Origin of the sequence: Micromonospora sp. NBC_01392 (genome assembly GCF_045040125.1) — a bacterium.
Classification (GTDB): domain Bacteria; phylum Actinomycetota; class Actinomycetes; order Mycobacteriales; family Micromonosporaceae; genus Micromonospora.
Genome location: NZ_CP109549.1, coordinates 6,746,955 through 6,767,478 on the forward strand (window position 1 = coordinate 6,746,955; position 20,524 = coordinate 6,767,478).

The window sequence follows — 20,524 nt, forward strand, 5'->3', positions numbered from 1 at the left end:
AACAGGGGGCCCCGCTTAACAAACGCTGAGGTGTCAGAGTTGCGGCCCGAGCGCGCCGAGCCAGACGTCGGAGGCGTTCGCGGTGTCGACGGTGCCGTCGCCGTTGAGGGCCGTGTCGAACGTGATCGCCCCGATCTTGCGGGATCCGAACTTGGGGATCTTCACGCCGGAGACCTGCACGTCCTCCGGCACGTCCAGATAGATGTCCACGCCTGCCTGGTCGATCCGGTAGATGGTGCCGCCCTGGGTGGGGTACTGCTGGCCGTTGCGCGGATCCTTCCGGGAGAAGAGCAGGCCGGGAGGGATCGGTGACGACGTGAAGTCGTGCTGGATCGGGTTGATCCGCTGCCGGGTCACCCTGCCGTCCTGCCAGCAGAACCGCCCCTTGAGCTGCGCGTACGCCAGGCTGTCCACGACGTTGCGACTGTCGCCGTTGCCGAGAATCGCGCCGAACGTCACCGCGCCGTACTGACCGGTGACGGTGAAGTCGCGACACTGCTCACCGGGGGGTGGGGCGCAGGTCCACTGGAAGGGGTTGCCGGGAATGCCGATCGGGATGGTCGACACCTTGGTCACGGTGACGATCGCGCCCGGCTGGATGGTGCCCAGCGCGCCGCTGTGGCCGGTGCCGTCCTCCTTGACCACGCCCCCGCCGGTGCCCACCGACACCGTCTGCCAGTAGGACGTGTAGGAGAAGTTCACCGCGGTCCCCCAGCTACCGGGGTACCAGTTGTTCGCGGTGACGTAGAAGTTCAGGATCGAGCCGGGCCAGCGGGGGTCGGGCCGGTCCATCCGGATCAGGTAGCAGCCGGGGGCGTACGGCGAGTTCACGCCGCCGAACTGCAGGCTGACCTGGGTGTCGGTCCCGACCGTGAACTGCCGGGGGCCGCTCGCCCGGGCGGGGGCCGCGGCGGCCAGTCCGACCAGCAGAACGGCCAGCAGAGTGAGACCAGCGGCTCGTAGGCCGCTCCGTGCTCGTCGCACAGCGCGGAACCAGGCCATGGGCATGCGCATGTCGTGCCTTCCGGTGTGGAGTGGACTACCTGCGCCAAGAAAAGGGCATCGATCGTGGTGAGCGGAAGTGACGAATGCGCACCGCTGGCCGCGCCCCCACTGCGTCCCGCGCAACACCGCACGTCGCCGGGCCCGGGCCCTCCGGCGGCCGCCTCGGGACGGCTTTCCGGGGCCCTGTCCGGCGGTGCCCCCGACGGGTATAACAGCAGTGTGCAGTGGCCCGACCTCCAGGCGTTCGCCGAGGTTTCCGAGGAACTCTCGTTCGGCCGTGCCGCCGAGCGACTGCACCTGTCCCCCTCGGCCGTGGTACGCCGGATCCAGCGCCTGGAGCGCGATCTGGGGCAGCGACTACTCGAACGCTCCACTGTGCACGTGGCGCTCACCCCGGCCGGCGCGGCGCTGGCCGCCCGCCTGCCCGTCCTGACCGACCACTGGCAGCAGGTGATCCGGGACGTGCGCGACGCACCGGGGTCGACGCCCCGGCTACGGCTGGGTCTGATCGAGCTGTGCAGCCGGCGGATGGCCGAACACATCGCCGCCGGCATGCCGGAGCGCCAGCTCGACTGGCTCACCGACGACGCCGCCGAGTTGTCGGCCATGCTGCGGCGCGGCGACCTGGACATGGCACTGTTGGCGGCCTTCCCCGGGGAGCCGCTGGACGTTCCCGCGCCGTTGCACGCGGTCACCGTCGTCCACGAGCCGATCTGGATCATGATCGGCCGGGCACATCGGCTCGGCGACGCGGATCTGCTGGACATGGCGCAGTTGGCGGCGGAGAGCTGGGTGATCAGCCCGCGCAGCCAGTCGCCGTTCCAGTGGGAGGCCCGGATCCTCGCGGACTATCCGCAGGCGACGGTGGTGCCGACGACGTTCATCGCGGGCCGGCAGTTGGTCGATTCCGGGCGGGCGGTCGCCTTCGCCAGCGCGCTCGCCCACTCCCTGCCCCCGTACCGGGTGGTGCCGCTGCGAGGGCTCGCCGGGTCCGCCGCACGCCACGTCTACCTGGCCTGGAACCCGACGTTGGCGGGTGGGCAGTTGCCCAACCGGGTGCTGGCCCTGGTGCGGGGCCTCTATCGGGCCCAGGCCCGCCGCTCGCCGGCGTACTGGGACTGGATCTGTCGGCATCCGACCTCGTTCCCGGGGATCGCCGACGGCACGGGCTAGTTGTACTGCCCAGGGACGTTGGTTGAGGTTGTGTGACGACACGACGTAGATAGACGTGATGACGAAGGCCTCCGGTTGTGGAGTGGAGCTGTCTAGGAACCGCTCCGCCAACCAGGAGGCCTTCGTGTCCCACGCTAACGCCGCTTTGACCCCGCGTGCACGTCTTCGCCTGGCGCGTCTGATCGTGGACCAGGGGTGGCCGGTCGCCCGGGCCGCGGAACGCTATGACGTGTCCTGGCCAACGGCGAAACGGTGGGCGGCACGCTACGCCGAACTCGGCGCCGATGGCATGGCCGACCGGTCATCCCGGCCGAGTCACAGCCCGAACCGCACCTGCCAGCCGCTGGTGCGCAAAGTGGTGCACCTGCGGTGTAAGCAGCGGCTGGGGCCGGTGCAGATCGCCGGCCGTCTCGGCATGCCCGCCTCGACCGTGCACGCCGTCCTGACCCGTTGCCGGATCAACCGGCTGTCGCACCTCGACCGGCGCACCGGGGAGCCCGTGCGCCGCTACGAACACGACCACCCCGGCGCCATGCTGCACATCGACGTCAAGAAGCTCGGCCAGATCCCCGACGGCGGCGGGTGGCGCTATGTCGGCCGCGCCCAGGGCAAACACAACAGGCAGGCCACCGCCCGCCGCACCGGCGCCCGCAACCACCATCGGGATCCGCGGATCGGGACCGCGTTCGTGCACACCGTCGTCGATGACCACTCACGGGTCGCCTACGCCGAGATCCACCAGGACGAGAAAGCCGCCACCGCCACCGCCGTGCTCCACCGCGCGGTCGCCTGGTTCACCACCAGGGGCGTCACCGTCGAGCGAGTGTTGACCGACAACGGCTCCGCCTACAGGTCCCACGCCTGGCGCAACGCCTGCACGGAACTCGGCATCACCCCGAAGAAGACCCGTCCTTACCGGCCCCAGACCAACGGCAAGGTCGAGCGCTTCCACCGAACCCTGACCGACGGCTGGGCCTTCGGCCGGTGCTACACATCCGAAGCCGCCCGCCGCAAGGCCCTACCCGCCTGGCTCCATCACTACAATCACCACCGCCCCCACACCGCAACCGACGGCAAACCGCCCGTCACCAGGTTGACCAACCTCCCTGGGCAGTACAGCTAGTGCTCCAGCCGCGCGTACCCCCGTGCGCCGCGCCGCCGCAGCAGGGCCACCGTGCCCACGACCAGAAGCCCGACGACCGCGCTGACCGCCAACAGCGGAAGTCTCGCCATGACCGCGCTGAGCGCGACGCCGGCCAGGGCCCATCCGGCGGTGAGGGTGTAGGGCAGTTGGCCTCGCAGGAGGAACGCTCCCACCGCGGCGGCCACGGCCGCCGCCACCACGAACGCGCACTGCAGGGCCAACCCCGGACCGCCCACGAACGCGGACTCCGGCAGCAGGGTGGCGATGTTGACGCACACCGCCGCGGTCGACCAGCCGGCGTAGACCCCGAGCACCCCACCGAGCAACGTCCGGCCCGTCCGCTCGCCTCGATCGCCTGGGCGCAGTACCCGTCGCAGGCTCACCGCCAGCCCGGCGAGCATGCCCCCGAAGATCGGCACGGTGAGCCAGGTCGCGGCGGAGGCGGCAGCGACCAGCCAGGCGACGAAGCCGAGCTGGACCAGCGAGAGCGGCACCTGCATCCGACGGTACGGCGTCGTCGTCGCCCGGCGGAGGGGAAAGCCCCACACCGCCACGGCGAGACAGCCGAGCAGGATCACGCCCCAGACGGCGAAGAACGGCACCGGAGGCACGAGCGGCGGGTCGTCATCCTGGCTGCGGAAACCGACCAGCGGTGGCGCGGCGGCTTGCAGCACCGCTGTGGCCAGCAGGAGCCAACGGCCGAGGGATCCAACACTGCGGTACGACCGGTTCACGGAGAGTGGCATGGTCAGTGTTCGTCGAACCATGCCGTGGTGGATTCAACCGGCCGCACCCGGTCACGTCAGCGCAGCAGGAAGCGCGGCTCGGCGCCGTCCAGGCCCTCGATGCGCGGCACGACCGGCGTACCCGGATCGCGTTCCGCCGCGGCGCGCGCCACGCCCGCGAGGTCGCCGGCGGCGGCGACCTCGCCCAGCGTGACCAGGGTGGGCGGCAGCATGGTCAGCTCGCCGGCCTCCGCCCGGGCCGACGCGTCCGCCGGGCGCAGCCACAGCGTGTGGTCGGCCTCGCCGGAGACGTCGCGGGTCCGCTGCCCCTCGGGCAGCAGGGCGACGAAGAAGTACGTGTCGAAGCGGCGCGGCTCGAACTCCGGGGTGATCCACCGGGTCCACGGCAGCAGCAGGTCGGACCGGAGCGTGAGCCCTCGCCGGGCCAGCAGTTCGGCGAAGCCGGTACGCCGGCCCACCAGGTCCTGCCGGGCCGCCTCCCAGTCGTCGCCGCTCACGTCGCCGACCACCGTTGTCTCGTCCGGGCCGGCCAGCAGCACACCCGCCTCCTCGAAGACCTCGCGGGCGGCGGCACAGACCACCGCCTGCGCGGCCGGCGGGTCGAGTCGAAGCCGCTCGCCCCAGGCGGCCGGCGTCGGACCGGCCCAGCCGAGGTGCGCCTCCGAGTCGGAGCGGTCCACCCCGCCGCCGGGGAACGCGTACATCCCGCCGAACGTCATCGCCGCCACCCGCCGGATCAGGTAGACCTCGAAGTCGTCGCCGGTCGGGCGGAGCAGCAGCACGGTCGCGGCGACCCGGGGCACCGCGGGCACGCCACCCTCGGCGTGGAACCGGCGGGCGTGCTCCACCAGGGCAGGGGGTGCGGCGAAGCCGTCGATCGTCATGGACCGAGCCTAGTTCCCGGCCAGCCAGCCCGAAGCGCGCCGGGACGGGCCGATCAGCGGCAGGGCTCAACCCAAGCCGTGAAGCGGTCGTCAAGGCCCGCCGGGCGCTGACCGCTGTCCAGCTCAGCGAGGTCATCGGCGGCGGCCTCGCGCTGTCTCACCAGGAACTTCCTCAGCTCGGTCTTCCGTTCGCGGTAGCGGGCAAGGAGGCACAGCTTCGCCGTGGAGCACGGCCAGGCCACCCCGCACGCCCGGCAGCGCCAGGTAGGGCGCGACGGGACGTGGTCGGCTGGGCGAGGGCGACGCACCATCAGCCACCCACCCGGACCGGCGTGCGGCGGATCGGGGTACGGCGGCGGGTCAGCGTCGGGCCCTGCGGCTCGGTCAGCAGGCGCACCCCGGAGAGCATCACGAACAACTCGCGGCGGGCGACCGCACTCCCGTCTGGGCCGAGCTGGTAGCTGTCGATCCACTCCCACCCGTACGGAGGCGGGGAGGGCAGGTCGCACAGGCGGATCACGCGAACCACGATGGGTGTCACGAACTGCGGTGAGGCCGCGCGGGTCAGGTGAAGGACGTCGCCGCCCCGAATCTCCCGCACACCCGGCGGGACGTTCTCACGGCGGGACGACGCTCTCACCGCTCGCTCTCCCGGCGTGGGAAGACGGTCGTCGCGGCCGGCGACGACAGCCAGCGCGACACCGGAACGCGGCTCGGTCGGGCCGGCGGTGCCGGCTGCGGGTCGGTGATCGGCTTCTCCTCGGGCACGGCGCGCTCCTCTCGTGTGGGAACTGGGAGGGGGACCGCCCCGCGCTACTGCCTGCGGGACGGGGCGGTCCCCTTGACTGGCACGACCGCCGGGCCCTTCCCCTGCCGGCCGCGCCGCCTGGTGACACTCTGCTGTGGATCCCGTTACGCTGGGAAGGTCGATCGAGTGTCCGGGCTGAGCTGGCCGAACACGCTCCCGCCGTGGGGCGTGATGAGTAGTCGATCTCCACTTTGGGAGGCTCTGAGTGGGCTACGTACCGAGTCCCCTCGCGGACTTCATCGTGGGCGAGATCCGCCGCGCCCGCGGAGCCGGCGGCATGACGCAAGAGACGTTCGGCCGTCAAGCGGGCTTCAGCGCCTCACACGTGAGCGCCGTGGAGAGTGGCACGCGGGCTCTCACCATGGACTTCATCCGCGGCGCGGATCGGGCCTTCGGCAACGGCGGCATGTTTGAGCGTCTGGTGGCGAAGCTCGGTGCGCCTTCGTGGTTCCTGCCCTGGCTCGACGCAGAGCGGAGCGCGCGGCAGCTTCGGCTCTTCGAGCCGCTTCTGATCCCGGGCCTCCTGCAAACCGAGAACTACGCTCACGTGGTGATGCGCCTGAACGACCTCATGTCTACGGCCGAGGTCGACCAACAGGTGAGCGCCCGCATGAGCCGTCACAAGATCCTGACCGGCGAGACGCCGCCTCAGGTGGTGGCCGTCCTCGACGAGACCGCGCTTCGTCGCGGGAGCGAAGAGCACGCCGGCATCATGGCCGAACAGGTCGCCCATCTGATCGCGGTCGCCGAGCTTCCCCACGTTCACGTCCATGTGATCCCGGCAGCGGCGGGCCTCCACATCGGACTCTCGGGGCCGTTCGCGATGGCACGGGTCAGCGACGGGAATTGGGTAGGACACCTCGAAAACCAGCTAGGCGGGATCGTGGTCGACGGCGAAGATGGGCTGGATACTCTTCACGCGAGGTGGGAGAACGTTCGGAACGAAGCGCTCCCGCGCCGGCCGTCCATCGAACTGATGAAGGAAGTGCACAGCGATCATGGACCTCACTAACGCCATCTGGCGCAAGTCCAGGCGCAGCGGTTCGAGCGGCGGCAACTGTGTCGAGGTCGCCGACAATCTTGCCGGCGTGGTCGGCGTACGCGATTCGAAGGACCCGACCGGGCCGGCGCTGCTCTTTCCCGCGGCCTCATGGCGGGTGTTCGTCGCGGAGGTAGCCGGCCGGGCCTGACATCCCGACGGGTGGATCATGCTGCCGGCGAACGGGCCGGGCGGGATAGCGTCTCGGGCATGACGCGTTGGGGAATCCTGGCCACCGGGCACATCGCCGCCTGCTTCGCCGCCGACCTGCGGCTGGTGCCGGACGCCGAGTTGGTGGCGGTCGGGTCGCGTACCCGGGAGAGCGCCGAGGCGTTCGCGCGGCGGTTCGACGTGCCGCGGGCGTACGCCTCCTGGGCCGAACTGGCCGCGGACCCGGACCTGGACGCGATCTACGTGGCCACGCCGCACGCCGCGCACCACGAGGCGGCGCTCGCCTGCCTGGCCGGCGGCAAGGCGGTGCTGGTGGAGAAGCCCTGCACGCTGGACCTGCCCACCACCGTCGAGTTGGTGGAGACGGCGCGCGCCCGCGGGCTCTTCTTCATGGAGGCCATGTGGATGCGGACGAACCCGCTGATCCTGCGCGTGCTGGAGCTGATCTCCGACGGCGCGATCGGCGAGGTCACCCACGTCCGGGCCGACTTCGGGGTGGCCGGGCCGTTCCCGCCGGAGCACCGGATGCGGGCCCGCACGCTCGGCGGCGGCGCGCTGCTGGACCTCGGCGTCTACCCGCTGAGCCTGGCCCATCTGGTGCTCGGGGTGCCACAGCACGTGCAGGCGTGGGCCCGGCTGGGCCCGGAGGCGGTGGACGAGAACACCGGCATGGTCCTGGGCTGGGACTCCGGCGCGGTGGCCACGCTGAGCTGCGGCATGGTCGGCGCCACCGCGATCACCGCGTCGATCACCGGCACCACCGGCCGGATCGATCTGCCGGAGCCGTTCTTCCGGCCCGGGTCGGCGGTGCTGCACCGGCTCGGCGCCGAGCCGGAGACGATCCCGGCGGACCTGACCGGTGGCGGCTACCAGTACGAGGCGATCGAGGTGGGACGCTGCCTGGCCGCCGGGCTGACCGAGAGCCCGCTGGTGCCGCACGCCACCACGCTGGAGATCATGACTTTGATCGACGACATCAAGGCCCGGATCGGCGTCTCCTACGCGGCGTAAGGAGGGGCCCCTTCTTAACACTCGGGTGTTAAGAAGGGGCCCCTGCTATGCAGAATGCGTTAATAGGGGGCCCGGCCTTAGAACAGCGGGCGGACCAGCAGGTACGCCAGGCAGGCGATGGCGGCCGCCGCCGGGAACGTGATGATCCACGCGATCACGATGTTGCCGGCCACGTTCCAGCGGACCGCGGAGAGCCGCTTGGTCGCGCCGACACCCATGATCGCCGAGGTGATCGTGTGGGTGGTGGAGATCGGGGCCTTGAGCACCAGCGCGTTGAAGTACAGCACCGCGCTGGCGACGGTCTCGGCCGCGAAGCCCTCCGCCGGGCCCAGGTCGATGATCTTCCGGCCCAAGGTCCGGATGATCCGCCAGCCACCCGCGTACGTGCCGAGCGCCAGCATCGTGGCGGAGGTCCAGAACACCCAGCCGGGGATGTGCGTCTTGCTCTCCTGGAAGCCGCCGGTGTAGAGCGCCAGCACGATGATGCCCATGGTCTTGGCGGCGTCCTGCATGCCGTGGCCGACCGACATGGCGGCGGCGGACACGGTCTGCGCCCAGCGGAAGCCGCGGCTGAGCTTGCCCGGCTGCCCCTTCCGGAACAGCCACATGATCGCCAGCATCACCAGGAAGCCGAGGATCAGGCCGACCACCGGCGACAGCACCATCGGGATGAGGACCTTCTCCACGATGTTGCCCCACTGGACGATGCCGTCGGCGGCGAACAGGGTCGCGCCGACCAGGCCGCCGAAGAGGGCGTGCGAGGAGGACGAGGGCAGGCCGAAGTACCAGGTGATCAGGTTCCAGGCGATCGCGCCGAGCACGCCGGCGAAGACCACGCCGAGGCTCTCCACCCCGGTCGGGAGCGTGACCAGGCCGTCGCCGACCGTCTTGGCGACCCCGGCGCCGAAGTGCGCGCCGACGAAGTTGCCGACGGCGGCCAGGCCGAGGGCGATCCGGGGTGTCAACGCCCGGGTCGAGATGCTGGTGGCGATCGCGTTGGCCGCGTCATGGAAGCCGTTCGTGTAGTCGAACGCCATGGCGACCGCGATCACCGCCAGTACGGCGATGAGTTCGGGGCTCACAGGATCAGGACTCCTTGACCGCGATGGTCTCGACGGTGTTGGCGACGTGCTCGAAGGCGTCGCAGGCGGCCTCCAGCTCGTCGGCGACCTCCTTCATCTTCAGCACCGTGAGCGCGTCGTACTCGCCGGAGAAGAGCCGCACCAGCAGCATCCGGTACGCCTGGTCGCCGTCGTTCTCCAGCCGGTTGCACTCGATCCAGTAGTCCTCGAGATCCTTCATCGACTTCAGCCGGGGCATCGCCTCGGCGGTGAGCTTGGCCTGCTGGTCGAGCACGTTGACCAGCTCGTGCAGCTCTCGCGGGAGCGACGGGAGCTTGGTCAGGCCGTACAGGTAGAGCAGGTTGCCGACCGCCTCCAGGTGGTCCATCACGTCGTCGAGCAGCGAGCCCAGCCGGTAGATGTCCTCCCGGTCGAACGGCGTGATGAAGGTGGAGTTGATCTTCTTGTAGAGGTCGTGCGTGATCTGGTCGCTGTCGTGCTCGACCTCGGTCAGCCGCTCGCTGATCGACTGCACGTCGGCGCCGGGCAGGCCCAGCTCGTTGAGCAGGTCGGTCCCCTTCACCAGGTTCTGCGCGGCCCTGGTGAAGAGCTCGTAGAAGGCGCCCTCGGTGGGACGGAAGGAAAACTTCACAGCACGGACCTCGTCGTGTCGGTGGAAGGGTGGCCGTCGCCTGGCAAGGCGCCTGCTCTGGGCATGCTAGGGACCCGCCGGAACCGGGCATCGACCGGCCCACCCCTGGTCAGACCCGATTCACCGCTCGTTCACCTGCTGTTCACCTGAGTGCTCGAAGCCCTGGTCACGCAACCGGTCACGCTCCCGTTCCACGTCGAAATCGGCAGCCGGATACCCGAGATCCAGGCCGTCGAACGTCTCGCGCAGCAGGTGGGCCAGCGCCCAGTCGCGGTACCACTTGCGGTCCGCCGGCACCACGAACCAGGGCGCGGCGTCCGTGCCGCAGCGCTCCAGCGCCTCGGCGTACGCGGCCTGGTAGTCGTCCCACCGGGCCCGGGTGTCCAGGTCGCTCGGGTTGTACTTCCAGTGCTTCGTCGGGTCGGTCAGCCGCTCCATCAGCCGCTCACCCTGCTCGGCGTAGGAGATGTGCAGCATGACCTTGACCACGGTGACCGCCTGCTCGGTCAACTCCCGCTCGAAGTCGTTGATGATCTCGTAGCGGGACCGCCAGGTGGCCTCGTCGACCAGCCCTTCCACCCGGGCGATCAGCACGTCCTCGTAGTGCGAGCGGTTGAACACGCCCACGTAGCCCGGGGGTGGCAGCGCCCGCCGGATCCGCCACAGGAAGTCGTGCCGCAGCTCCTCCTCGGTGGGCGGGCCGAACGAGCGGATGTGCAGCCCGAGCGGGTTCATCGCGCCGGCCACCCGCTTCACCGCGCCGTCCTTGCCGCCGCAGTCCATGGCCTGGAGCACCAGCAGCACCCGGCGCGGCCGGCCCGCGCCCAGGTGCGCCCCGGCCTGGACGGGCGCGCTGGTGGCGGCGTTCGGGCCGGCGGCGACCTGGGCGGCGGCGTACAGCATCTCCTGCTGCCGGGCCAGCTCCGCACCGACCAGCTCGACCTGGCCACGGGCCCATTCCTTGCGCGCCGACCCCCGGCCGGCCGCCTTCGGCAGCCCCGGCGTCGAGCGGGGGTCCACGGCCGTGAGGTCCGTCGACCCCGGCCCCACCCGCAGCAGCTTCCGCATCGACCCGTCCTCGGGCCTCACCAGTCCACTCATCCCCCGATCCTCACCCTTACGGCCCAGCCATGGGCACGACGCGTCCGGTACGCCCGCTTTGCGGTTCCACCCGGCCGCGCCCGCCCGCCGCCGAGCGGCGCGGCGCGGCGCGGAGGAGATCTTGGTACGAAATGGCCCTCATAGGGGCCGATTTCTTCCAAGATTCACTACAATCCTGCTATTCGGAAGATCGATCTCGTATTCCAGGAGATGGGCGGGGGCGAAGGCGGCGAATGGAGATGTGGTTGACCACCACCTGCTCGCGGCCCTGCCCGGACGTCCTCCGCTCGGCGCGGGTGCGCCGCGAGGCGTACCGGGGTCAGTGGCTGCCGGAGCCGATGGTGACCGGCCTGCCGGCGGACGGGTTCGCGTCCGACCCGGCCGAACGCGCGGTCCGCGTCGCGTCCCGGGCCCGCCGGGCGGTGCACGGGGACGGGTCACCGGAGTGTTCAACCAGCTCAACCCGGAGAAGGTAGGTGACCTGCCGCCGCTAGGCCCGGACGCCGGCCGGCCGGCGCGCTGGTGAGCGCGGTTCAGACCACCAGGGCCAACCACTTCCGGTACGAGGTGGCGAACGGCTCGGTGCCGTCGCCGAGCGCGCCGAGCAGCCAGCGGGACGCCGCCTCCGCCTCGGCGACCAGGTCGTCCGGGTAGTTCCACCGGGCCCGGTGCTCGGCGAACTCGTCCTCGTCGCGCAGCTCGACCAGGCCGGTCTCGCGGCGGCGCACCACGTCCAGGTCGAGGTCGACCAGGTGGACCGTCTCGTCGCCCTCCCACCGGGCCGGGGTGGCGATGTCGCAGTAGACCTCGCTGGTGCGCGGCGGCGGGTTGAACATGCCCGTCCACCAGGCGTTCCGGGGCACCAGCAGGACGAACGGAATCTGCTCGACCGACGGCCGGCCGTGGTAAACCGACTCGGTGCCGACCGGCACGCCGAGCCAGATGCCGAGGTCGTCCTCGGCGAGCCGACGGGCCGGGTAGTCGCGGTGGGCGCTGCCGTCGTACTTGCGGTAGATCACGCGGACCACATCGCTCGGCATGCCTGGCACCCTAACCGATTCCGGCCACGCCACGCGATCGGCAGGTAACCGGACGCGACCCGGCACCGCGCCACGCCGCCGGAGCGGCCGGACCGGCGTCGGTGCCGGCGGGTACGGTCGCACGGTGAGCCCGTCCCGCACCGCCACCCCCGTCCCGAAGAAGCGCCGGAGTGGCCGCGCGAGCGGCACGGAGCTGCTGGCCGCCGCGGTCGGCGCGGTCCCGGGCGGCGCGACCCGGCCCGGCCAGCAGCTCATGGCGGAGGCGATCGAGCGCAGCATCGCCTCCGGCGAGCACCTGCTGGTGCAGGCCGGCACCGGCACCGGCAAGTCCCTGGCCTACCTGGCGCCGGCGCTGACCGTGGACGGCCCGGTGGTGGTCTCCACCGCCACGCTGGCGTTGCAGTCCCAGCTCGTCGACCACGACCTGCCCCGGCTGGCCGACGCGGTCGAGCCGGTGCTCGGCCGTCGCCCCACGTTCGCCGTGCTGAAGGGCCGGCACCACTATCTCTGCCTGGCCCGGTTGGACAGCTCCGTCGAGGACGAGCCGGACGACGCGCTGTTCGACGCGCCCCGGCCCGGCGGCACGAAGTGGCTCGGCGAGGCGGGCCGGCTGGGCAAGCAGGTGCAGCGGCTGCGCGACTGGGCGGAGGAGACCGCCACCGGCGACCGCGACGAGCTGGATCCGGGCGTCGACGACCAGGTCTGGCGCAGCGTCTCGATGCCGGCCCGGGAGTGTGTCGGCGCGAGCCGCTGCCCGTTCGGGCAGGAGTGCTTCGCGGAGGCGTCGCGGGCCCGCGCCCGGGAGGCCGACCTGGTGGTGACCAACCACAGCCTGCTCGCCGTGGACATGCTCGCCGGACGGCACATCGTGCCCCCGCACCGGCTGCTCGTGGTGGACGAGGCGCACGAGTTGGCCGACCGGGTCTCCTCGGCGGCCCAGGCCGAGCTGGTGCCGGAGCTGATCGACAGGTCCACCCGCCGCGCCCGGCCGCTGCTGCGCCCCGACCACGCCGACCGGCTCACCGAGGCCGGCGACGCGCTGGCCGTGGGGCTGGCCGAGGCGCCCGCCGGTCGGCTCACCGCCGGCCTGCCGCCCGCGCTGCGCGAGGCGTGCACGTTGCTCGACTCGGCGACCCGGGCCGCGCTGGAGACGATCGGCGACGTGAAGGCCGACGACCCCGACCCGGTCCGCAAACAGCAGGCCAAGGCGGTGCTGGACGAGCTGTCCACCACCGCCCAGCGGTTGCTGGAGGAGGGCGACCACGACGTGGCCTGGGTGGAGAACCCGGAGAACGGCAGCCGCCGGGCACTGGTGGTGGCGCCGCTGTCGGTGGCCGGCACGCTCGCCACCCACCTCTACGACGAACGCACCGTGGTCGCCACCTCGGCCACGCTGGCGCTGGGCGGGCGCTTCGACACGGTGGCCCGGGCGCTCGGGCTGGACGCGCCGCCACCGGCCCCGCCGTCGCCGGCCGCCGCCGCGGCGGCCACCGCTGCCGCCGCCGGCCGCGGCACCGACCCGGCGCCGGTGGCGAGCACCGAGGGCAGCCGGGCGGCGATCGGCACCGTACCGGCCACCGAGGGTCCGGGCTGGCGGTCGCTCGACGTCGGCTCGCCGTTCGACTACGCCCGGCAGGGCATCCTCTACGTGGCCGCGCACCTGCCCCGCCCCAGCGTCTCCGGGCTGCCCACGGCGGCCGGCGAGGAGCTGCTGGCGCTGGTCGGCGCGCTCAGTGGGCGTACCCTCGGGCTCTTCTCCTCCCGGCGGGCCGCGCAGCAGGCGGCGGAGCTGGTCCGCGCGCGGACCGACCTGCCCGTGCTGCTCCAGGGCGAGGAGGCGTTGCCGCTGCTGGTCCGCCGGTTCCGGCAGGAGCGGGAAAGCTGCCTGTTCGGGGTGATGTCGCTCTGGCAGGGGGTGGACGTGCCGGGCGACGCCTGCCAGCTCGTGGTGATCGACCGGCTGCCGTTCCCCCGGCCCGACGAGCCGCTCGCCGCGGCCCGGGCGGCGGCGGTGGACGCCGGCGGCGGCTCCGGGTTCGCGGCGGTCAGCGTGCCGATCGCGGCGGTCCGGCTGGCGCAGGGCGTGGGTCGGCTGATCCGGGCCACCGGCGACCGGGGTGTGGTGGCGGTGCTCGACTCGCGGCTGGAGACGGCACGCGGCTACGGCCCGTTCCTGCGCCGGTCGCTGCCCCCGTTCTGGTACACGACCCGGCCCGAGGTGGCCCGGGGCGCGCTGGAACGGCTGGCCAAGAGCTGACGCCCGCGCCTCCCCGGGCGGGGTGACGCGGGCGTCGGCGGATCGGGCCGGGTCAGGGCGCCTGAGAGGCGACCACCACGGCGTCCGGCGGGGTGTCCGGCACGGTACGCGCGGCGAGCCGGCGGACCGCGGTGTTGAGCACGGCGATCAGCGGCACCGAGACCAGCGCGCCGGCGATGCCGGCCAGCACCACCCCGGCGGCGATGCCGATGATCACGGCGAGCGGGTGGATGGCCACCGCGCGGCCCATGATCAGCGGCTGGAGCACGTGGCCCTCGATCTGCTGCACGCCGACCACCACGCCCAGGATGATCAGGGCGGTCACCGGGCCGCTGTCGACCAGCGCGACCAGCACGGCCACCACGCCGGAGAGGAACGCGCCGACGATCGGGATGAACGCGCCCAGGAAGACCAGCGCGGCCAGTGGGAACGCGAACGGGATGTCGAAGATGACCAGGAAGATGCCGATGCCCACGGCGTCGATGAACGCGACCAGCACGGTGGCCCGCACGTACGCGCCGAGCGTCGCCCAGGACGCGCGGCCGGCGTCGTCGACCTTCCAGCGCGCGGCCACCGGCAGCAGCCGGACCAGGAACCGCCAGATGTTGTTGCCGTCGCGCAGGAAGAAGAACGTCGCGAAGAGCACCAGGACGGTGCCGGTGAGCACCTCGGCGAGCGTCGCGGCGGTGCTGAGCGCGCCGCTGGTGAACCGCTCGGTGTTGCCGTTGATCCAGGCCTGTGCCTCGTTGATGTAGCGGTCGAGCTGGCTGTCGGACAGGTGCAGCGGCCCGGTCTTGAGCCAGTCCTGGATCTGCCGGACGCCCTGCGAGGACTTCTCGCTCAGCTCCGGCACGCCCTGGATGAACTCGTTGACCACCAGGGTGAGCGTGCCGATCACCGCGGCCAGGCCGCCGACCAGCACCACGCCGGTCGCCAGCGAGCGGGGGAACCGGGCCCTGAGCAGCCAGCCGACCGCCGGGGCGAGCAGCGCCGAGAGCAGCAGCGCGACGGTCAGCGGGATGATCACGATGCTGATCGTGCCGACGATCTTCAGCAGGGCCCAGGTGACGATGCCGATCACGATCAGGCGCCAGCACCAGGCGGCGGCGATGCGCAGCGCGTGCGGCACCTCGGTGTCGTCCCGGCTGACCGTCGAGGAGTGCATCGCGGCCGGCGGCGGGGCACCCACCACGGTCGCCGACGGCGACGCCACCGGACCCGGCGAGGCCGGCGACGCCACGCCTGCGTCTTCCGGCGTCGGGTCGTCCTCGTACCGGCGGGACCGGGCCGAATCACGGCCTGTCTCGTACGCGCGGCGGAGCCGTCCGCGCATCCGCTCGAAGCGGCTCAAGCGCACCTCCCGCACAGTTGACCCACCCACGTCACAGGGGGGACAGGATACGTCCGACCGCCCCACCCTAGGGCGGTCCCGCCACACATTGCCCCGCCGCCGCTCCCGGCAACCACGACGGAAGCGGCCGATCGGCACGCGGTAGCGTTTCGGTGTGACCGCCGACCAGAGTCTCGACGCCGGGCTGCCCATCCGCCTGCTGCACGATCGCGTGCTGGTGCGTACCGAGGGTGGTGAGGGGGAACGCCGCTCCACCGCCGGCATCGTGATCCCGGCGACCGCGGCGGTCGGCAAGCGGCTCGCCTGGGCCACGGCGGTCGGCGTGGGGCCGCACGTGCGCTCGATCGTGTCCGGGGACCGGGTGCTCTTCGACCCGGACGACCGCTCCGAGGTCGAGCTGCACGGCCGGGCGTACGTGCTGCTGCGCGAGCGCGACGTGCACGCGGTGGCGGCGGAACGGGTGGAGGACAGCGCGACCGGCTCCACCGGGCTCTACCTCTAGTCCGCCGCCCCTCCCCCGGCGCCGTTTGCGGCGCTGCCCGGCGGGAAGCCCAGGCACCTCAGTGCGCCCTGGGGAGGGACCATGCCGATCGTGATCAAGAGGATTCTCGCCTGGGGGTTCCTCGCGTTCCTGATCTACTTCATGGCGTTCCGGCCGGACGGCGCGGCGCAGCTGTTCCGGGGGATCGGGGCCGCGCTGATGGCCATCGCCCAGGGGCTCGGCGACTTCCTCACCGGCCTGATGGCCTGACCCCGCCCGGGCCGGCGCGCGCGACAGGCGGCTCAGCCGCGCGCGACAGCGGGCCGGGCTCAGCCGTGCGGGTGCCAGGCGTGCGGGCCGTAGCCCGGGGGCGGGGGCGGCGGGGCCAGCACCACCGGGATCGGCACCACCGGCTCGTCCGGCGCCTCGACGGCCCGCCGGGACCCGTCCGGGAACCGCAGGTGGTAGCGCTGCCCGTCCCAGACCCCGACCGGCGCCTGCGGATCACGACCGACGAAGAACGACCGGTACGCGGCGATCGCATCCAGCAGCTCCCGTTCCTCCCGTGCCGTCCGGTCCCGCTCGGCGGGCTTGCGGTCCAGCCCTCGGCGCATCCCGTCGCGCAGCAGCGCCAGCCGGGTCGCGGCGAACTGGTAGCCGCGCATCGCCTTCACGCCGCCGTCGCCGGCCACCCGCCGGGCCCAGGTGCGGGCCGCGTGCCGCCGGCCCAGGCTGCCCAGCGCCGCCACCTCGGGCGGGGTGAGCCAACCGGCCCGGACGTAGTCGGGCAGCGTGCGCTCGGTGAGCCGGCCCTCCCAGGCCCGCAGCCAGACGGCCAGCCCCACCATGCCGAAGAAGATGGGCACCATGACGCCGAGGTAGCCGTAGAGCACGATCACCTGCTGCCCGGTGGCCTGGGCCAGTGACGGCAGCAGGTTCCAGGTGCCGTGCAGCATCATGGCCAGCAGCAGGCCGGCGAGCGGGGCGAGGATCCGCACCCGCCGGTCGGCGGTCCGCGCGGCCACGCCCAGCCCGACGCCGGTCATCGAGGTGAACAGCGGGTGGGCGAAGCCGAAGAGCAGGATCCGTACGATGAAGATCGCGATCACCTGCTGCGCGCCGGTGGCCGGGCCGTACTCCTCCACGCCGGTGCGGTAGCCGTATCCGCCCAGGTAGAGGATGTTCTCGACCATGGCGAAGCCGACCGCGGACAGCCCGCAGTAGACCAGCCCGTCGGTGATCCCGGAGATCTCCCGACGCCGGAAGATCAGCAGCAGGATCGGGCCGGCCGCCTTGGTCAGCTCCTCGATGAACGGCGCGACGAGCACGGCGGTCAGCGCGGCGGGCAACCCGCGGTCCTCGAACAGTCGCGCGCCGGTCTCGTTGACCAGCAGCGAGATGGCGGTGGAGACGAACGCGCCCCAGGCGAAGCAGAAGATCAGGTATTTCAGCGGCTCGGGTTCGTAACGGTCGAGCCAGAGGAAGCAGGACACCAGCACCGGCACCGGCAGGATCGCCGCGATCACGCCGACCAGCAGCGCCTCCGCGCCCAGGCTCTCGCCCAGCGTGAAGACCATGAACAGCGCGCCGGCCGCGATCAGCAGCACCACCGCGGCCAGCGCCAGGAAGCGCCGCCAGCCGAGCCGGCGCAGCGGCATGCGCGGCGTCGACGCCCCGGGCGGCGGGACGGCGGGCGCGGGCGGCGGCGGTGCTCCGCCGGGCGGGGTGACGGCCATGCGGTCAGCGTAGCCACCCGCGCCCCACTGGTCCGGCCGCATCGTGACGGCTATGCTGCCGGGCAGGTCACGAGCGCCAGCGTCAAGCCCCGGCTTGCTGGCCGGCAACCCTCGTCGAGTTCGCGGTGGGGTGCCCCGGGTGATGACCGGGCCCAGCGCCGCTTCGCGTGCTGGGCAAGCGCGGACCCCGTCCCGGCACCCCGGGGTCCCCGGTTACCCGGAGGCTCCGCCATGACCGTCACCCTCGTACCCGCCCTCCCCACGCTGCCCGTTCCGGTCCGACCGGACCCGCTCGGCGTGCTCGGCGTACCGGGAGAGATCAACCTGGACCACGCCGCCAGCGCGCCGTGCGCGCGGGCCGCGGCCGACGCGGTGGCCGAGCTGCTGCCCTGGTACGCGAGCGTGCACCGCGGCGCGGGCGCGCTGTCCCGGCGCTGCACGCTCGCCTACGAGCGGGCCCGGCAGACCGTGGCGGACTTCGTCGGCGCGCGTCCCACCGACCACGTGATCTTCACCCGGAACACCACGGACGCGCTGAACCTGCTGGCCCGGGCGCTGCCGGCCGGCAGCACGGTGGTCACGTTCGGCGGGGAGCACCACGCGAACCTGCTCCCCTGGCCGCGCGGCTCGGTCCGGCTGCCGGTGCCGGACAGCCCGGCCGGCGCGGTCCGGTCGCTGAGCCTGGCGCTTGCCGAGCTGGCCCGTGACGCCCGGCCCGGCCGGCCGGTGCTGGTCGCGGTGACCGGCGCCAGCAACGTCACCGGCGAGTGCTGGCCGGTCGCCGAGCTGGCCCGGATGGCCCACCGGTACGGCGCGCGCATCCTGGTGGACGCCGCGCAGCTCGCCCCGCACGCCCCGGTCGACGTGGCCACGCTGGACGTGGACTACCTGGCGCTCTCCGGCCACAAGCTGTACGCCCCGTTCGGCGCCGGCGTGCTGGTCGGGCGCGCGGACTGGCTGGACGCCGCCGCTCCGTACCTGGCCGGCGGCGGGGCCACCGGTCACGTCGGTGCGGCCACCCACGAGGTGCGGTGGGTGACCGGCCCGGCCCGGCACGAGGGCGGCACCCCGAACCTGCTCGGCGCGGTGGCGCTGGCGGCGGTCTGCGCGGCGTTCTCGGCGGCGGACCGGACCGCGCTGCACGCCCGGGAGCAGGCGCTGCTGTCCCGGCTGCGGTCCGGCCTGGCCGCGCTGCCGGACGTGGTGGAGCTGCGCACGTTCGGCCCGGACGCGCCCCGGGTGGGGATCGTCAGCTTCGTGGTCGCCGGGCGGGACTCCGCCGAGGTGGCCGCGCACCTGGCGGCCCGGCACCGGATCGGCGTGCGGGACGGCCTGTTCTGCGCCCATCCGCTGACCCGCCGCCTGCTGACCGAGGCCGCCGCCCGCTCGGCCCGCACCGACCTGCCGCCCACCGCGCTGCGCGCGAGCCTCGGCCTGGGCACCACCGCCCACGAGATCGACACCCTGCTGACCGCCCTGGCCACCCTCCCCCATCCCCGTTGATCATGAAGTTGACCGACCCGGAAAACGCTCTCCCACCCGCCAACCTCATGATCACCGAGGCAGGGGTGGGGGTGGGGGCGGGGGTCAGCCGACCGGAGGGGCGGTGGGGGCGGTGGGGGGAGCGTCGGAGGGCTGGTCCTTTCCGTGGAACGCCTGCCGGACCAGGCGGTTCGCCTCCTCCTGGTCGATGCCGGACGCCACCATCAGGTCGCTGGCGGCGGTCCGCACCTGGGCGATCACCACGCTGCCGGAGAAGCCGACCCCGTCGGCGTACGCCCGGCCGGCCTCGCTGACCGCCCGCAGCGCCCGCTCCCGGGCCTGTTCCGGCTCCTCGCCGACGGCGAACTCGTGCCGGAGCAGGCGTACCGACTCGGCGAGGTGGGCGACGGAGTCGGGCATCGGCTCGGGGATCGACTCCTCGTCCTCGATCATGGTGACCGCGCGGCGGATCAGCGTGCCGCTGTTGCGCATCGCCCGGTCGATCGGCTCGGCCGCCTCCGCGTAGTGGGTCAGCTCGCTGCGCCGGTGCCAGCGGGCCGGCGAGATGGTGATGGTCTCCTTGGCGCCCTCGATCGCCTCGCTGAGCGCATCCAACTCCTCCTTGTTCTCCCGGAGCCGGAACAGCGCCCGCTGGGCCGCGCCCCGGTCCCGGTTGCGCAGCGCCTCGGCGCACGCGTCGAGCTGCTCGGCGAGCAGGTCCAGCGCCGGTCGGGCGGCCCGGTTGATCACCCGGAGCGGGTTGAGCGGGAGCAGGACGGCGGTCACCAGCAGCGCGATGCTGCCGCCGATGAAGGCGTCGACGAAGCGCGGGAACTCGATGTTCTGGGTGGACGGGCTGAGCGTCACGATCAGCACCGCGGTGGCCGCCGCCTGGATCACGATGGCCACGCTCGCCCCGGCGAAGATGGTCAGCAGGATCGCCGAGGTCACCACCAACGCGAGCTGCCAGGCGCCGGTGCCGAGGAAGTAGATCAGCACGTCGCCGACGAGGACGCCGACCGCCACCCCGATGATCAGCTCGACGGTACGCCGGAACCGCTGCCCCACCGAGGCGGCGAGCGTGCCCACCGCGGAGATCGGGGCGAAGACCGGCTGCGGGTTGTGCAGCAGCCGGTGCGAGACCAGGTACGCCAGGCCGGCCGCGAGCCCCGCCTGCAACGCCAGGCCGAACGCGGTCCGGACCCGGTGCAGCCGGTCGTGCAGCGTGGCCTTGCTCCGGTGGCGCAACTCGTCCATGGCGGCGGCGATCCGTGGCCCGTCGAGGTCGCCAAGCGCTTCGCGCGACGTCATGCGCCGCAGGAACGGCGGTTGTCGGTCCCGGGCCATGGCGGGTACTACCCGTCCCGTCCCCGGTGAATCCT

At 72.6% G+C, this 20,524-nt stretch carries 22 protein-coding genes and 1 riboswitch; of the genes, 10 read left to right on the top strand and 12 right to left on the bottom strand.

The genetic code is table 11. The annotated features are described in order from the left end of the window. Positions 1-33: 33 nt before the first annotated feature. Positions 34-984, bottom strand: coding sequence for a hypothetical protein (locus OG767_RS29600; protein ID WP_405091398.1), 951 nt, complete (start codon positions 982-984; stop codon positions 34-36). A 240-nt stretch (positions 985-1,224) separates the two neighbouring features. Here OG767_RS29600 and OG767_RS29605 point away from each other — a divergent pair, with 240 nt between their 5' ends. Together OG767_RS29605 and OG767_RS29610 are read left to right on the top strand one after the other, a co-directional pair. Then, positions 1,225-2,178 (top strand): LysR family transcriptional regulator, encoded by a 954-nt coding sequence (locus tag OG767_RS29605; RefSeq protein WP_405091399.1) that lies wholly within the window; start codon positions 1,225-1,227, stop codon positions 2,176-2,178. A gap of 124 nt (positions 2,179-2,302) precedes the next feature. Then, positions 2,303-3,301 (top strand): IS481 family transposase, encoded by a 999-nt coding sequence (locus OG767_RS29610; RefSeq protein ID WP_405094110.1) that lies wholly within the window; start codon positions 2,303-2,305, stop codon positions 3,299-3,301. Here OG767_RS29610 and OG767_RS29615 read toward each other — a convergent pair. The 4 genes from OG767_RS29615 to OG767_RS29630 all read right to left on the bottom strand — a co-directional run bounded on the left by OG767_RS29615 (position 3,298) and on the right by OG767_RS29630 (position 5,720). After that, positions 3,298-4,068, bottom strand: coding sequence for a hypothetical protein (locus OG767_RS29615; protein ID WP_405091400.1), 771 nt, complete (start codon positions 4,066-4,068; stop codon positions 3,298-3,300). The genes OG767_RS29610 and OG767_RS29615 overlap by 4 nt on opposite strands. A 56-nt stretch (positions 4,069-4,124) precedes the next feature. Then, positions 4,125-4,952 carry an NUDIX hydrolase gene (locus tag OG767_RS29620; protein ID WP_405091401.1) on the bottom strand — a complete coding sequence of 276 codons (828 nt, stop codon included), beginning with the start codon at positions 4,950-4,952 and terminating at the stop codon, positions 4,125-4,127. Positions 4,953-5,262: 310 nt separating this feature from the next. After that, complete coding sequence (locus OG767_RS29625; protein ID WP_405091402.1) at positions 5,263-5,472, bottom strand: hypothetical protein; 210 nt, start codon at positions 5,470-5,472, stop codon at positions 5,263-5,265. 116 nt (positions 5,473-5,588) lie between these two features. Then, positions 5,589-5,720 carry a hypothetical protein gene (locus OG767_RS29630; RefSeq protein ID WP_405091403.1) on the bottom strand — a complete coding sequence of 44 codons (132 nt, stop codon included), beginning with the start codon at positions 5,718-5,720 and terminating at the stop codon, positions 5,589-5,591. Between the two features lie 245 nt (positions 5,721-5,965). Here OG767_RS29630 and OG767_RS29635 point away from each other — a divergent pair, with 245 nt between their 5' ends. Genes OG767_RS29635 through OG767_RS29645 form a run of 3 tightly spaced genes read left to right on the top strand, consistent with a single transcriptional unit; the run spans position 5,966 to position 7,981 of the window. Beyond that, entirely contained in the window at positions 5,966-6,772 is an 807-nt protein-coding gene (locus OG767_RS29635; RefSeq protein ID WP_405091404.1) for a helix-turn-helix transcriptional regulator, read from the top strand. Beyond that, positions 6,759-6,950: a DUF397 domain-containing protein gene (locus OG767_RS29640; RefSeq protein ID WP_405091405.1), complete on the top strand. Its 192-nt coding sequence runs from the start codon at positions 6,759-6,761 to the stop codon at positions 6,948-6,950. Before OG767_RS29635 ends, OG767_RS29640 begins: the two co-directional genes overlap by 14 nt. Positions 6,951-7,009: 59 nt before the next feature. After that, on the top strand, positions 7,010-7,981 hold the full coding sequence (locus tag OG767_RS29645; protein WP_405091406.1) for a Gfo/Idh/MocA family protein: 972 nt from the start codon (positions 7,010-7,012) through the stop codon (positions 7,979-7,981). A gap of 77 nt (positions 7,982-8,058) precedes the next feature. Here the strand turns inward: OG767_RS29645 and OG767_RS29650 are convergent, their stop codons facing one another. From OG767_RS29650 to OG767_RS29660, 3 genes are all read right to left on the bottom strand, one after another. After that, a complete protein-coding gene (locus OG767_RS29650) occupies positions 8,059-9,063 on the bottom strand; it encodes an inorganic phosphate transporter (RefSeq protein WP_343444820.1) in 1,005 nt (334 codons plus the stop codon). Positions 9,064-9,067: 4 nt separating this feature from the next. Beyond that, entirely contained in the window at positions 9,068-9,694 is a 627-nt protein-coding gene (locus tag OG767_RS29655) for a DUF47 domain-containing protein (protein ID WP_089157475.1), read from the bottom strand. Between the two features lie 120 nt (positions 9,695-9,814). Continuing rightward, a complete protein-coding gene (locus OG767_RS29660; RefSeq protein WP_405091407.1) occupies positions 9,815-10,795 on the bottom strand; it encodes a PPK2 family polyphosphate kinase in 981 nt (326 codons plus the stop codon). Between the two features lie 233 nt (positions 10,796-11,028). Between OG767_RS29660 and OG767_RS29665 the strand changes: the two genes are divergently transcribed. Beyond that, positions 11,029-11,271, top strand: coding sequence for a hypothetical protein (locus OG767_RS29665; protein ID WP_405091408.1), 243 nt, complete (start codon positions 11,029-11,031; stop codon positions 11,269-11,271). A gap of 57 nt (positions 11,272-11,328) precedes the next feature. Here OG767_RS29665 and OG767_RS29670 read toward each other — a convergent pair whose 3' ends face one another. After that, positions 11,329-11,835 carry a DUF402 domain-containing protein gene (locus tag OG767_RS29670; protein ID WP_281938423.1) on the bottom strand — a complete coding sequence of 169 codons (507 nt, stop codon included), beginning with the start codon at positions 11,833-11,835 and terminating at the stop codon, positions 11,329-11,331. Between the two features lie 124 nt (positions 11,836-11,959). Between OG767_RS29670 and OG767_RS29675 the strand changes: the two genes are divergently transcribed. After that, positions 11,960-14,092 carry an ATP-dependent DNA helicase gene (locus OG767_RS29675; protein WP_405091409.1) on the top strand — a complete coding sequence of 711 codons (2,133 nt, stop codon included), beginning with the start codon at positions 11,960-11,962 and terminating at the stop codon, positions 14,090-14,092. 52 nt (positions 14,093-14,144) lie between these two features. Here OG767_RS29675 and OG767_RS29680 read toward each other — a convergent pair whose 3' ends face one another. Beyond that, entirely contained in the window at positions 14,145-15,425 is a 1,281-nt protein-coding gene (locus OG767_RS29680; protein WP_405094347.1) for an AI-2E family transporter, read from the bottom strand. A gap of 172 nt (positions 15,426-15,597) precedes the next feature. Between OG767_RS29680 and OG767_RS29685 the strand changes: the two genes are divergently transcribed. Then, entirely contained in the window at positions 15,598-15,945 is a 348-nt protein-coding gene (locus OG767_RS29685; RefSeq protein WP_396773744.1) for a GroES family chaperonin, read from the top strand. Positions 15,946-16,026: 81 nt separating this feature from the next. Beyond that, on the top strand, positions 16,027-16,194 hold the full coding sequence (locus OG767_RS29690; RefSeq protein WP_199199902.1) for a hypothetical protein: 168 nt from the start codon (positions 16,027-16,029) through the stop codon (positions 16,192-16,194). 59 nt (positions 16,195-16,253) lie between these two features. On the opposite strand, the gene OG767_RS29695 is transcribed toward OG767_RS29690, so the two are convergent. Beyond that, on the bottom strand, positions 16,254-17,702 hold the full coding sequence (locus OG767_RS29695; RefSeq protein WP_396773746.1) for a PrsW family intramembrane metalloprotease: 1,449 nt from the start codon (positions 17,700-17,702) through the stop codon (positions 16,254-16,256). Positions 17,703-17,725: 23 nt separating this feature from the next. Next, a riboswitch (SAM riboswitch) is annotated at positions 17,726-17,847 on the top strand. A 44-nt stretch (positions 17,848-17,891) separates the two neighbouring features. Between OG767_RS29695 and OG767_RS29700 the strand changes: the two genes are divergently transcribed. Further along, complete coding sequence (locus tag OG767_RS29700; RefSeq protein WP_405091410.1) at positions 17,892-19,163, top strand: aminotransferase class V-fold PLP-dependent enzyme; 1,272 nt, start codon at positions 17,892-17,894, stop codon at positions 19,161-19,163. Between the two features lie 84 nt (positions 19,164-19,247). Here OG767_RS29700 and OG767_RS29705 read toward each other — a convergent pair whose 3' ends face one another. Then, the gene (locus tag OG767_RS29705; RefSeq protein WP_405091411.1) at positions 19,248-20,489 is read right to left on the bottom strand and encodes an FUSC family protein; all 1,242 of its coding nucleotides are present in this window, start codon (positions 20,487-20,489) and stop codon (positions 19,248-19,250) included. Between the last annotated feature and the right edge of the window lie 35 nt (positions 20,490-20,524).

What these genes read in the sequence shown, in the direction of transcription:
- OG767_RS29615 (WP_405091400.1), bottom strand. Translation starts at nt 4,068, where the DNA reads ATGCCACTCTCCGTGAACCGGTCGTACCGCAGTGTTGGATCCCTCGGC.
- OG767_RS29620 (WP_405091401.1), bottom strand. Translation starts at nt 4,952, where the DNA reads ATGACGATCGACGGCTTCGCCGCACCCCCTGCCCTGGTGGAGCACGCC.
- OG767_RS29640 (WP_405091405.1), top strand. Translation starts at nt 6,759, where the DNA reads ATGGACCTCACTAACGCCATCTGGCGCAAGTCCAGGCGCAGCGGTTCG.
- OG767_RS29645 (WP_405091406.1), top strand. Translation starts at nt 7,010, where the DNA reads ATGACGCGTTGGGGAATCCTGGCCACCGGGCACATCGCCGCCTGCTTC.
- OG767_RS29660 (WP_405091407.1), bottom strand. Translation starts at nt 10,795, where the DNA reads ATGAGTGGACTGGTGAGGCCCGAGGACGGGTCGATGCGGAAGCTGCTG.
- OG767_RS29665 (WP_405091408.1), top strand. Translation starts at nt 11,029, where the DNA reads ATGGAGATGTGGTTGACCACCACCTGCTCGCGGCCCTGCCCGGACGTC.
- OG767_RS29670 (WP_281938423.1), bottom strand. Translation starts at nt 11,835, where the DNA reads ATGCCGAGCGATGTGGTCCGCGTGATCTACCGCAAGTACGACGGCAGC.
- OG767_RS29680 (WP_405094347.1), bottom strand. Translation starts at nt 15,425, where the DNA reads ATGCGCGGACGGCTCCGCCGCGCGTACGAGACAGGCCGTGATTCGGCC.
- OG767_RS29690 (WP_199199902.1), top strand. Translation starts at nt 16,027, where the DNA reads ATGCCGATCGTGATCAAGAGGATTCTCGCCTGGGGGTTCCTCGCGTTC.
- OG767_RS29695 (WP_396773746.1), bottom strand. Translation starts at nt 17,702, where the DNA reads ATGCGGCCGGACCAGTGGGGCGCGGGTGGCTACGCTGACCGCATGGCC.
- OG767_RS29700 (WP_405091410.1), top strand. Translation starts at nt 17,892, where the DNA reads ATGACCGTCACCCTCGTACCCGCCCTCCCCACGCTGCCCGTTCCGGTC.
- OG767_RS29705 (WP_405091411.1), bottom strand. Translation starts at nt 20,489, where the DNA reads ATGGCCCGGGACCGACAACCGCCGTTCCTGCGGCGCATGACGTCGCGC.